At 46.0% G+C, this 10,784-nt stretch carries 15 protein-coding genes; 14 read left to right on the top strand and 1 reads right to left on the bottom strand.

From position 1 onward, the window contains the following. Positions 1–453 precede the first annotated feature (453 nt). The 4 genes from IM509_RS05720 (at position 454) to IM509_RS05705 (ending at position 3,303) form a co-directional block, all read left to right on the top strand. On the top strand, positions 454–957 hold the full coding sequence (locus tag IM509_RS05720) for a hypothetical protein (RefSeq protein WP_287716681.1): 504 nt from the start codon (positions 454–456) through the stop codon (positions 955–957). A gap of 716 nt (positions 958–1,673) precedes the next feature. Continuing rightward, positions 1,674–2,255 carry a hypothetical protein gene (locus tag IM509_RS05715; RefSeq protein ID WP_287716679.1) on the top strand — a complete coding sequence of 194 codons (582 nt, stop codon included), beginning with the start codon at positions 1,674–1,676 and terminating at the stop codon, positions 2,253–2,255. A gap of 538 nt (positions 2,256–2,793) precedes the next feature. Further along, complete coding sequence (locus IM509_RS05710; protein WP_287716677.1) at positions 2,794–3,174, top strand: AAA family ATPase; 381 nt, start codon at positions 2,794–2,796, stop codon at positions 3,172–3,174. Then, the gene (locus tag IM509_RS05705; RefSeq protein WP_287716675.1) at positions 3,175–3,303 is read left to right on the top strand and encodes a hypothetical protein; all 129 of its coding nucleotides are present in this window, start codon (positions 3,175–3,177) and stop codon (positions 3,301–3,303) included. It abuts the gene before it with no gap. Here IM509_RS05705 and IM509_RS05700 read toward each other — a convergent pair. Next, positions 3,296–3,547, bottom strand: coding sequence for a hypothetical protein (locus IM509_RS05700; protein WP_287716673.1), 252 nt, complete (start codon positions 3,545–3,547; stop codon positions 3,296–3,298). The genes IM509_RS05705 and IM509_RS05700 overlap by 8 nt on opposite strands. A gap of 335 nt (positions 3,548–3,882) precedes the next feature. Between IM509_RS05700 and IM509_RS05695 the strand changes: the two genes are divergently transcribed. The 10 genes from IM509_RS05695 (at position 3,883) to IM509_RS05650 (ending at position 10,784) form a co-directional block, all read left to right on the top strand. Beyond that, positions 3,883–4,179: a hypothetical protein gene (locus IM509_RS05695; protein ID WP_287716670.1), complete on the top strand. Its 297-nt coding sequence runs from the start codon at positions 3,883–3,885 to the stop codon at positions 4,177–4,179. Continuing rightward, positions 4,176–4,457 carry a hypothetical protein gene (locus IM509_RS05690; protein ID WP_287716668.1) on the top strand — a complete coding sequence of 94 codons (282 nt, stop codon included), beginning with the start codon at positions 4,176–4,178 and terminating at the stop codon, positions 4,455–4,457. The genes IM509_RS05695 and IM509_RS05690 overlap by 4 nt, the downstream gene beginning before the upstream one ends. Before the next feature lies 1 nt (position 4,458). After that, entirely contained in the window at positions 4,459–4,845 is a 387-nt protein-coding gene (locus tag IM509_RS05685) for a hypothetical protein (protein ID WP_287716665.1), read from the top strand. A gap of 798 nt (positions 4,846–5,643) precedes the next feature. Then, positions 5,644–5,859: a hypothetical protein gene (locus IM509_RS05680; RefSeq protein ID WP_287716663.1), complete on the top strand. Its 216-nt coding sequence runs from the start codon at positions 5,644–5,646 to the stop codon at positions 5,857–5,859. A gap of 63 nt (positions 5,860–5,922) precedes the next feature. After that, positions 5,923–6,138: a hypothetical protein gene (locus tag IM509_RS05675; RefSeq protein WP_287716661.1), complete on the top strand. Its 216-nt coding sequence runs from the start codon at positions 5,923–5,925 to the stop codon at positions 6,136–6,138. A gap of 501 nt (positions 6,139–6,639) precedes the next feature. Beyond that, complete coding sequence (locus IM509_RS05670; protein WP_287716660.1) at positions 6,640–7,506, top strand: ATP-grasp domain-containing protein; 867 nt, start codon at positions 6,640–6,642, stop codon at positions 7,504–7,506. Between the two features lies 1 nt (position 7,507). Next, on the top strand, positions 7,508–8,386 hold the full coding sequence (locus tag IM509_RS05665; RefSeq protein ID WP_287716658.1) for a hypothetical protein: 879 nt from the start codon (positions 7,508–7,510) through the stop codon (positions 8,384–8,386). Next, on the top strand, positions 8,383–8,640 hold the full coding sequence (locus IM509_RS05660) for a gamma-glutamyl-gamma-aminobutyrate hydrolase family protein (RefSeq protein ID WP_287716656.1): 258 nt from the start codon (positions 8,383–8,385) through the stop codon (positions 8,638–8,640). Before IM509_RS05665 ends, IM509_RS05660 begins: the two co-directional genes overlap by 4 nt. Before the next feature lie 344 nt (positions 8,641–8,984). Beyond that, positions 8,985–9,347 carry a hypothetical protein gene (locus IM509_RS05655; RefSeq protein ID WP_287716655.1) on the top strand — a complete coding sequence of 121 codons (363 nt, stop codon included), beginning with the start codon at positions 8,985–8,987 and terminating at the stop codon, positions 9,345–9,347. Between the two features lie 3 nt (positions 9,348–9,350). Beyond that, positions 9,351–10,784, top strand: a complete 1,434-nt coding sequence (locus IM509_RS05650) for a class II glutamine amidotransferase (RefSeq protein ID WP_287716653.1) — start codon at positions 9,351–9,353, stop codon at positions 10,782–10,784.

The raw sequence follows: 10,784 nt of genomic DNA, 5'->3' as shown, positions 1-10,784 counted from the left end.
GTTCTTACAGCTTGCTGTACTATAGCACATTATTCGTATTATTTAGCGAAAACAAGGGCTTATGACGGGGTGGTTTACGACTTATTTTCCCTGATTTTTGGCAGTGGGTGTCTATAAATACGCCCAAACCCTCGTAGCCCCTGCCCCGGGTGCCTTATCCAGCCCATAAAGCGTTTAGAATCAATGGTTTAGCGGAAATGGCTCCTAAAATCGGACTAATATTCTTATTTTGAGGGGAAATTAGGGATTTTGTTCTTACCTATACCCCGTAAACCCCTACCCCATTGACCTTATGTCCAAAACGTGTTAACGCGCGTGTACGTGTACGCGCCTGCGTCTTATCCTTTGTATATACACAGGGGTCGTCTTATTCACGGTTTTGTGAATGGACATTCCCCCTGCCTTGTGCCATACCTTGTGGCATCGAAACGACAAGCACTGAGAGGGGCAGTAATGCAAGGGTTTTTGCGTGACAAGCCATTGCTAGGCGACAATGGCGCGCCGACACCGAAAAGCGGCAAGAAAGCCAAGCTAACGCTGGCCTTGCCAAGGGGAAAGACTGACCTTGAGGCACAGGCTAGACGTGCCGAACATCATAGCCTTGGCTGTATAGACAGGGAACAGGACAAACCTGCTATCGGTCCTTTGCCTAAGGATGACGTACTGTCTGATGACGGGCCAATGCGGAACAGCATACAGAAGTTCACTCGGGAATTGCGGCTAGACGGGGGGCAAAAGTTTTCTTTGCCGGGCGGAAACGCCATGCCTATTGACATTGTGCGCGGCAAGGCCAAGATGGTCACGACACAAGGTTATCTGTTGACACCTGCAACAGATGATGACAAACCCCGGTTTGTTAAGCCTAGGCCAGATCGGCAGAACCGGCCTAAGCGTGACGTTGTGATTGAGCGCAAGCGCGCGCCTCACAAAAGCGTGAAGGCGAAAAATAACAGTTGACTTAGCAATGGGCCTTTGATAAGGTCCATTTATAGGGCAACTCGAGGGGCGCAAGCCTTTCCCCTAACCTATTTACAAGCTTGGCGCTAGTGCCTGACTGTTCCGAATTTGCCTGTGGCAATGATCTGGGGAAACTTAGGTTATGCCTAGAAGGGGATAAAGGATAGTCTGCTAGATATGCCTAACCGGCGCGATATGGGAAAGGGTCTGACAAACCTTTTCCGGGGAGTATCGCAAGGCGCAGAACACCGATAGCGGTGTTGCGTTGAAAGCTATCCAAAGTAGTTAATCTGCTATAGGTACAGCTAGGAAACCGTGACAGGTTTCGGCAAGGGAAGCGGATTGCCCTACATGGCAATTCATATAGGTACATAGCAGGCTTGGCGAATTGGCGGAGAGTTAGTAGGTGCAGCATAGCGAAAGGGTGGCGGATATAATAGGCCGCGCGCTGTAATGACACAATGCAACTGTTGCTTAAGTAGGTTGACGCAACGAAATTGAGCCTGTTGGATAATATGCAAAAGAAAGTAGGGCGATTGACTGGACGGTGACGGGCAGGGTTGAGTAGGGGCGAAAGCTTATATTCCTTTGTGCATTGTGTAAGAGACAAAATTATAGGCACATCCTGTTATGGGGTGTGCCTTCATGTTTTGTCAGGGCTTTACCATAAGGTGCAGTCAGATAGGCAAGGCAACTAGCCATTTAGGAGAATATCTATGGCACAGATTGAGCGTAACGTGACGGCAAAGGATGTTGACCTCTATTTCAAGGGGGCGCAACGCAATGCCGCAACAGGGCTTGTCCTTCTGGACAAGCTCATTCATCGTGTGGCATCAAAGGATTGCGACTGGGATGGTCTTTCCCGTTTCATCGTGCTGTCCAGTGCAACGGGGGACGCAAGCAAGGTGAAGAAAATTGTGCGGCTTGCTTTTGGTGACAGCCTGACCTTTGCCTATTCCAAGACACATGCGACGGGCGGCAAGATTACTCACAAGTGGAAGGGCAACGAAGGCTTCACCCTTGGCAACGGTTATGGCGCAGTCACTGATGCGATCCAGGCCAAGGTCGGCTGGAATGACAAGGCATTTCTGAAGTCTCTTGATGACAAGCTGGCCCCCAAGGTGCAGAAGAAACGTGAAGTGACCGACAAGGCCAGCGCGGCTGTTGAAAGACACATCACTGATTATCTTGTGGCACGCATGACCGAGGGATTCAACATCGGTGAGATTCTGGCGCGGGCGCAGGCCAATCTTGCAGCGGTGAAAGCTGCTAAGGTGGTTGGCGAACCTGCACACTGAACATCGAGGGGGCCGTTGCAGAAATGCAGCGGCCTTTTTCCTTTTCAATTCACGGAAGGAAACGACATGCGTTGGGGTTTGTACATACGGCCAGCCGGGCAGGAAACAAGCGACGAAAACTGGGAACTCGTCGAAACAAAACGGACAGCCAAGGCGTTGTTTCCCGCTATGGAAGCACACGTCGAAGCCGGTGTTGACTACAGAAACATCTGTTTCGGCAAGATCACGAAGAAATGAACCGAGGGCTAGCGCAGCAATGCGCTATCTTTTTCGTGACAGGAACGCGCAGGATGGTGGCAGGTGCCACTTCTTTTCATTCGGAGGAATGCTATGCTGAAAGTGTTCGGCAAGAGTGACCGCACAACTTTGGAACTCCGGTCGGGGGCTACAGGTTTTTCTGTTGAAGTCAATGGCCATCAGGTTTACTGGACAACAGAGGAACTTACTGCTAAATGTCTATTTGAGAAGCTTGAACGGGCTTTCACTGGGGCGTGGCCTGATTTTTCATTTTCTTGAACAATAACAGAAAGGAAACAAGATGAAAACCCTCTATCTCATCCGGGGCATTCCGGGCAGCGGGAAGAGCACATTGGCCCGTCAGCTTGCCCATTATGTTTTTGAAGCTGATGACTATTTCAAGAAAGACGGGGAATATGTGTTCGTCCCTGCTGATGTCGGCAAGGCTCATGAAGACTGCCAGCGTAGGGTGGAGGCAATGATGGACATTGACGGGACGGGGGAAAATAGCACCATTGCCGTTTCCAACACATTCACCCGTCTCTGGGAGATGCAACCGTACAAAGACTTGGCCAAGAAATATGGCTATACGGTTTTCACCATCCTGTGCCAGAATGATTTTGGTAATGTGCATGGGGTGCCTGCTGGGGTTGTCCAGCGTATGAAAGAAAGGATGGAATAGATGTATGTACGTCTGAGCGATAATCCGCTTTTCCGCAAGATTGCAATGGCATTCTATAATGCAGACATGTCGGAAGCAGAACAGATGCGGGTATTTGAAGCCTTGCGTGCGGGGGGAGTGTTTAAATAATGTTATTCGATGCTTTGTTTACCGTGGCTATTTTTGCCTTCTTGATACTGTTCTTGATGGTGACGCCATGAGCGTGCGTGATGATGGCATGTCCCTGCGTGACTGGTTCGCGGGGCAACCCGATATTGTTGGAAGCACACTGACAATCTCCAAAGAGCAGGGCGAAGCACTGGCCGGGCCAAGGCCAGATGACCCACTGGATGCGTTCAGATGGCAATGCCATAAAGGTCTTACGAGAAGACACAGATGTTAAGTAGTTGGAAAGAAAAGATTCCTCAACCAATCACATATCACATTCATGCAGAATCTGTTGAGAATGGTGTTCAACGATTTTCACTATACTCCCTTGTTCCAACAAACTTTGGGTCACAGCCTGCAAGAAATTACATTTGTACTGGTAGCAGAGAGTATTGCTTCAAAATCTTGGCTAAACTGTATGAAGAGGGTGATTTTTTGCGATTATCATCTAGCCCTTCTCCCAACACAGACGAAGCATAGCAGCACGCTTCGTTTGACTATTCTAATGGCTGCGTAACAGGCGAGAAGCGAGGCTTCAAGCGCCACATAAGGAAATCTGAAATGAAAATCATCGTTGCATCCACCACTGGCACCACTGTTAAGAAAGAAGTGGTTGGTAAACCCGGTGTGTTCGACTACATCCTCATCCCCACCTTCACAGCAATTGTGTTCCTATCACAAGAACAAGACGCCTCAGAGTTCAAGAACATGACTCTGAAAAATTATGAACGTGTGGCCCTTGCTGTAGCCAAGCGTCGTCTGGGGGATGTCTCAATCTATCCCAAGGCCATCATCCTCACAGACAGAGAGAATGAGTGGCTTCGTTTCAACAGTGAACGTGTAAAAGAGGTGGCATGATGCAAATTGAAGAGGGTAAATTCTACAAAAATCGGGCGGGATTCAAAGTGGGGCCTATGAAATACCACGACGATCCTTGCGATACCTACAACTGGGAGGAGGGCTTCAAAACTTATACAGACAAAGGTTTTGAACGTGCATGGAGAGAATCTGACGGAGACTTAATCGAAGAATGGAAAGAGCCTACGGCTCTTCCCCTTGCCACAGCGGCTAACGAGGGGTGGGGGCCTTGGAATCAGGGAAAACTACAGGCTAAACTCAAGAAGTATGAGGGCTGACATGAAACTGATCTCTGCTCTGTCTTTTCTTATGTGCCTATCCTCCCCAACCTTTGCACAAGATGTGGCAAAACTCGCAGTTGCGTACAATCCTGTCACAAAAGTATCCTCAATCTTGTCTTTGGAAAAGACATCTTATGGGGCCGATTTGATTTTTAACAATCAATTTACTGCCAAAAGTTGTTGCTCTATTTTTACGCTAGAGATTGACTCTGTTAAGGTAGTTGTAAAAGTGACAACAACTGGTGAACAAGGGATGGATGGCAGTAAGTATGCAGACATTGTGGAAGTGTTAGAAGTTTCTAACGGATTAATTGCCTATCCAGAAAGTATGTTTGTAGAAGAAGAAGATGTTGGTGTTATACAAATTATGCCGGGGATGAGTTGATGGCAGAGCCAAAGTTTGCAATTGGAGATGTAGTACAACTTGACACAACTATTTTTAATGGCTATGCAGGCCTGTGTCGTGGACACGGCAGGGTGCTTGCTGTGGACGGCATATCCGTACGCGTCAAATGGATAGAAGAGGATTGGGATGGGTGGTCCTTGCCTAGTCATTTAGAACTTGTGAAACTACCTTTGAGTCTTGAAGAAATGCTAAGGGAGTGTCTTGAATGAAGAAACACAAGATTAAAGTGGTGAATAAGCTCACCAAGAAAGTGTTACATGAGGTAGTTTCTGACACCAAAACTCCTCGTAGCTTGGCAGAGAAGGTAGAAAAACCCTTTAGGAACAAGCACGTAACTGTCGAAATTGAAGAGGTGTGTAATGTTTAGGGTGGGAGACCTAGTAAGACTCTCCGCGGATGGTAGAGACCGTTACATGGATTCAAGTTATAATCCCCACGATGAAGTTGGAATTGTTGAGGAAAACAATGTCCGTGGGTTTGCGTCAAAGAAGCGTATGCCATACGATGTAAGGTGGCTCTCGGGTGGTACGAATATTTACCATGAGGGGGATTTAATGTTGGTTGGCCCGCCTAATAGCCTAGAACAAATGTTGAAGGAGTGTTTAGAATGAAACTCCTTAGACGTATAAGCACTAAGCAAAAGTGTCAGCATCCTGTAGTAACATACGGCGGTAAAGTGAGGCCATGTAACACACCAATTCATAGCTTCATTGAAGGAACTGAAGAAGTAAAGTGTTTTAATTGTCTACGTCCAGTGGTGCTCAAGGAAGGTAAAAGATGAAAGCAGGAGACATTTACATCTGCACTTATGCAGCAAGCCCTTGGTATGAAGTGGGCAAAGAGTATCCTATCATAAAGAACGACAAGGAAGAACTCTGTGTTATGGCAAAAGATGGCCTTCTTGACCCTGTATACATGGCAATGTCCAAGTTCCGTCCTAAAGATGGCCCCAGAGAGCGTAAGAAGGCCCCTACAGCCCCATCTGTGGCCTAGCCTATACCACCCTACCTAAAACACACACACAGGCCCTCTGTGGCCTTCTTATGGAGAATTAGAATGAGAGAGACATCAGTGGAAGAATTGATGGGCCAGTTTAAGTCCATCCAAGAATGTGCAGAATTTTATGAAATGAAACCCCTCTCCCACAGCGAAATGTGTTTTGAGGAAATGTGGTGGGACGAATTAGAAACTTGGGATGATGTATCTGATGAGTTTGTCCAGCAAAATATCCCTGACCCAAATTGTTGGTTGAAGTATTCGCGAGGTTGGTAAAAATGCTTGAGGTTGGATTAGTAGTGAGGAGCGGAGATGGAATTGTCTACGACATTGTACTTGGGCAGCCTTACGAAGTTGTTAGAGGGTGGGGCGAAACTATGCCGGGGGATTTAATTTCTTTTAAGAAGCAGAAAGAGAGCTATCCTGAATTTGTGTGGTTTATCAATAACATACGGAAAGGGTCGCTTGGCCGTACAGCTAGGTTTATGACTGTTTTTCGTCCATGTAACACCATGTCTCTTGAAGACATGCTAAAGGAGTGTTTAGAATGACTCTAGAAGAAGAAGTAGAGCAACTGAAAAAGTTGGGGTTGGGTCGATCTATCGCGGCGTGTACCTCCACAAACATAGGTTGAAGTGGCAGGCTAGCATCACCTACCTCGGAAAAAGATTCACTTAGGGTCTTTTGAAACAGAGGTTGAAGCTGCCGAAGCTTACAACAAAGCTGCGACTGAATACTTTGGAGCGTTTGCAAATATTAATAGAATAGGAGATTAAAATGGTAGCACTATTGTTCCGCAGGAAAAAACTAGGGCGTACCTCTGCTCGAGAAATTTCTCGTTTCAGCAAAACAGGCATCCTCAATGTACGTAACGATCAACCCTTCCCCCCAAATATTGACATGGTGTTTCGTTGGGGTTGTACATCCAACCTTCCTGCTGGTGTTACAGTGGTTAATACAGCAGAAGCCATTCATCAAGTGGCCGACAAGGCAGCTTTCCGTAAGCTAACTGCTGACGCTGGCTTGGCCCCTAAGACTTGGCTTTCGGTGGAAGAATACGAAAAAGAAGTTGACCGACCAGAGTGGATTGTTATTCGACGTGCAACACATCATCAGGGACGATACCTCGACTTGTTCGGGGCATTTAATCGTGATGAAATTGGCAGGGTTTGCCGTGGATATGGAGAGGGTAACTATTACATCTCAGCCTTTATTCCCAAAGTGGCCGAGTATCGTGTGTTCATCGTCTCTGGGCGGGTCGTGTGGGTGGCACAGAAGACTCCGGGTAATCCTGATGATGTGGCATGGAATGTGGCCCGTGGGGGCCGCTTTGATAACGTGCGATGGGACCAGTGGCCCCTCAAAGCTGTACGTGTTGCACGAGAGGCTTTCCTCCTGTCATCATTAGACTTTGGTGGAGTAGATGTTATGGTGGATGCAGACGGCAAGGCTTATGTCCTTGAGATTAACTCAGCCCCGTCTCAAACTTCTCCCTATCGTCAGGAATGCACTGCCAAAGCTTTTGATTATATTGTCCAGCATGGCAAAGAACGTATTGATGTTGTGCAAGAGCGTGGTGGCTATCGTAAATTCATTCACCCTTGTCTAACAAATGAAGCAATACGGGCTTATAAGGAGTATTAATATGTTTGATGAAGCTCGTAAAAAGTTTGCAGAGGTTGGCGAATCCTACAAGGATTCCTGTGCGGTTGTTGGATTTGTCACTCCAACCTATCTATATGTGTCCAACAACACAGCATGTCATGCTTCTATGTCGTATGGGAGCAATCACAATTCTTCTTTGAACGAGGCTGAGGGTAAAGTTCTTATCGACAGTTCTAAAGATATTCCAGAAGGTTTGAAGACGGGGGTTATTGCTGTCTTATCTCAGGTACAGACACATAAGAGGATTGCTGACGACAAATCTGTTCTGAAATTTTTTCATTGGTTGATTAAAGAGTCCCCTTGGTCTGCTTGTTTTCTCAATTCCTCTGCCGAAGATGTCCTGGAAGTAGGTAGTTTTATCCTAGATGTCAGGCAGAAGAACAACTATCTAGCAAATGCTGCAATTGGTAGCCGCCTCTTCTCAGAGTTCCCAAATAGATTTGCAGTGTGGGACCGCCTCACTAACCTAGGGGTAGGTGGCACAGAAGCCTACATGTATTCTCACTTTTTGTCAAAAGACCGATCTGGTTTTACCCTGCAAAGTAGTTATGGTCACGTACCTTTTCACACAGAAATTTCAAAAGTATACTGGAAAAACTTCATTAACAACACTCCACCAAATCCGGGGGTGAAATCTTACAATGAAAGCCCCACATACAGCGGAATTAGTAATGTTTGGGGAGGGTCTGGAAATATCGGGACTAACAGTTTTAGCAGGATTATTCCAAAAAGTTTGACAAAAGGGGCAAACCACGACATCTTTGACTACAAACCTGCGAGGAACTACGTGTACAAAACAGATGAAGATATTCTTGATCTGGTGCAAAATATGAAACTCATCATAGAGGGTGGTAAATGAAATCTAAAGTGTATGTCGTAGGAGCAGAGGCAGAGTATGAGCAAATGTTTCTACGTAATGGTTGGCAAGTGGTTAAGGATATTGAAGACAGTGATCTTATCCAGTTTACAGGTGGGTCTGACGTAGACCCCATGCTGTACGGTGAGCCATATCACCCAGCAACAGGTTCCTCTCCCATGCGGGATGCCAAAGAGGCCAACATCTTTAACAAATACAACTGGGACATCCCTATGGCTGGTATTTGTAGGGGTTAATTGTAGCCCAGCCTAAGAGTGATCTTAGGTAAAAAACACGGCGTGAATTCAGGGGAAGCCTGTGATGGTTATCCTGAGCCAAGCTTACTCCGCGAGGAGTTTGAAGGTGCAACGACTAGGGGTCGAGACTCTCTGAGTCAGTAATACCCCCAAGAGCGCGCTGGTTCTCTAACATGCTTAACATATTTTGACAAAACAAATGATGAAAATAAGTCAAAATAGTTTTCATTAGCCCTAAAGCATGTATGAGAATATGATATAGTCTGAGCTATAGTTAAGAAGAAGCTATAGAAGTGCGGATAAAGAGCCGCACGATAACACAACTGGCACAATTCCTCAATGTTATGAGTGGTGGTCGTATGTGGCAGCATGTTGATGGACATGCTGTTGGGGGTGGACATACAGTATATGATTTTGTCTCCGGCAAAGAGGTTTTTGTAAGTTCCACCCACCATCAGATGATGGACCCCACGACAGCCGACAACTACCTCATTCTCGCAACAGCAGGCCGTTCTACCTACAAACAAGATGGTTGGGCAAATTCTCTTAAACAAGATACAACGTATAGTGAACGTGATGTAGAGGCTGTATTCTTTCCTGAGACACAATGCTTGTCCTACCAACCTCACCCAGAATTTTTTAATGAGAACCACGAATGTCAAAAACTCTACTTTGAATACATTCGTGTATATCTTGGATTGGAATAATTAATGTGCGGACTTGTTGGCGTAGCTGGGACTATTTCCGGTAAGGAGAGGGAGGCATTTAAGTGGCTGTTACATCTCGATGTAATGCGCGGGCCTCACAGCACTGGTGTTGCAGCTATCTCGTTCAATCAAAAAGATAAGGTGTATGAGAATGCTGTCTACAAAGAGGTAGGACTTCCTGAAAATCTTTACAAAGCTAACCCAGCAAAATTTGTTGGGGCAGCATATGTCGGCAAGGTTGATGCCCTTATCGGCCACAATCGGTGGGCTACTCAAGGGGCTGTTACCAAAGAGAATGCTCACCCCTACGAATTTGAGCATGTTGTTGGTGCTCACAATGGCACTCTCAATCGTTGGAGTCTTCGAGATTTCCACAACTCCTCAAAATTCCCTGTAGACTCCCAGATTATCTATTCACAACTAAACAAAGACCCAAATGTTCAATGGGTGTGGGACCGAGCAGATGGAGCATTGGCTCTGTCTTGGTTTGATACAAGGGATGAGCAGCTTCACCTAGTGAGGAATGACCAACGGCCCCTATCATACGTGTACAGTAAAGATGATGGCACAGTGTTTTGGGCCTCAGAAGCATGGATGTTGTCGGGGGTTTTGGGCAAGCTTGGTATAGAGCATAATGACATTGTGTCCCTGAAGCCAAATACCCATTACGAATTTGACATTATGGCAATGAAAGTCTCTCATTTGGAGTATGCCCTAAACCCTTTTGTCGAACCAGTCGTCCAAAAAAAGCAAAACACTTACATGGGTTATGGAGGAGGTTGGTGGGACAACGATGACTACAATATGTGTCAGTATGGCACAAGTAGCCCAAAGGTTGTTCCCCTCGTAAATCCTCCCAAAGCCGCCGACTTTGCGAAGGGAGAGGATATAATTGTAGAAATCACAGAATTTCACCACACTGGCCCAAATGAATATGACGGAAAGTTTTTTGGGGCAACTGCTGATGGGGAAGAGGTGGCTATTAACGTATGTGGTGCTGGTGCTGCTGATTTTCACAAAACAGCTATGATCAGGGTTAACGGTAAAAAGCTTTATTACAAGTTTCGGAAGAACGTAAGCTATGTACTGCACAATGTTAGATGTGTTCAGTCTGTTAATGTTTCTCCAACGGAGGTTATAAAGATAAAAGACAAAACCCTTGATAATGACCCGGACTACCTTGCGATTAAATCTGATATTCAAGGTAAGCCAAGAGATGTTCGTAACTATTTTGATGGAAAAATAACTCGTAGGGAATGGGAAGCACAAGTTTGTAAGTGCAGCCTGTGTGAAAATGTTGTGACTTGGAGGAATGCAGACAAGATTGTGTGGTTAGACCCCGATACGTTTGTTTGTGAAGGTTGTAAAGATAGCACTCTTGTAAAAGAGTATTTGGATATTTTCGACAATACAGAAAAGGAGAATGTAATTGGTTAA

The organism is Microcystis sp. M31BS1 (assembly GCF_020245285.1).
GTDB lineage: Bacteria > Cyanobacteriota > Cyanobacteriia > Cyanobacteriales > Microcystaceae > Microcystis > Microcystis panniformis.
The sequence above is the reverse complement of the archived record's forward strand: the minus strand, read 5'-3'. Positions and strand labels throughout refer to the sequence as shown.

What these genes read in the sequence shown, in the direction of transcription:
- IM509_RS05685 (WP_287716665.1), top strand. Translation starts at nt 4,459, where the DNA reads ATGAAACTGATCTCTGCTCTGTCTTTTCTTATGTGCCTATCCTCCCCA.
- IM509_RS05675 (WP_287716661.1), top strand. Translation starts at nt 5,923, where the DNA reads ATGAGAGAGACATCAGTGGAAGAATTGATGGGCCAGTTTAAGTCCATC.
- IM509_RS05680 (WP_287716663.1), top strand. Translation starts at nt 5,644, where the DNA reads ATGAAAGCAGGAGACATTTACATCTGCACTTATGCAGCAAGCCCTTGG.
- IM509_RS05715 (WP_287716679.1), top strand. Translation starts at nt 1,674, where the DNA reads ATGGCACAGATTGAGCGTAACGTGACGGCAAAGGATGTTGACCTCTAT.
- IM509_RS05665 (WP_287716658.1), top strand. Translation starts at nt 7,508, where the DNA reads ATGTTTGATGAAGCTCGTAAAAAGTTTGCAGAGGTTGGCGAATCCTAC.
- IM509_RS05695 (WP_287716670.1), top strand. Translation starts at nt 3,883, where the DNA reads ATGAAAATCATCGTTGCATCCACCACTGGCACCACTGTTAAGAAAGAA.
- IM509_RS05670 (WP_287716660.1), top strand. Translation starts at nt 6,640, where the DNA reads ATGGTAGCACTATTGTTCCGCAGGAAAAAACTAGGGCGTACCTCTGCT.
- IM509_RS05650 (WP_287716653.1), top strand. Translation starts at nt 9,351, where the DNA reads ATGTGCGGACTTGTTGGCGTAGCTGGGACTATTTCCGGTAAGGAGAGG.
- IM509_RS05660 (WP_287716656.1), top strand. Translation starts at nt 8,383, where the DNA reads ATGAAATCTAAAGTGTATGTCGTAGGAGCAGAGGCAGAGTATGAGCAA.
- IM509_RS05705 (WP_287716675.1), top strand. Translation starts at nt 3,175, where the DNA reads ATGTATGTACGTCTGAGCGATAATCCGCTTTTCCGCAAGATTGCAATG.
- IM509_RS05655 (WP_287716655.1), top strand. Translation starts at nt 8,985, where the DNA reads ATGAGTGGTGGTCGTATGTGGCAGCATGTTGATGGACATGCTGTTGGG.
- IM509_RS05710 (WP_287716677.1), top strand. Translation starts at nt 2,794, where the DNA reads ATGAAAACCCTCTATCTCATCCGGGGCATTCCGGGCAGCGGGAAGAGC.
- IM509_RS05720 (WP_287716681.1), top strand. Translation starts at nt 454, where the DNA reads ATGCAAGGGTTTTTGCGTGACAAGCCATTGCTAGGCGACAATGGCGCG.
- IM509_RS05690 (WP_287716668.1), top strand. Translation starts at nt 4,176, where the DNA reads ATGATGCAAATTGAAGAGGGTAAATTCTACAAAAATCGGGCGGGATTC.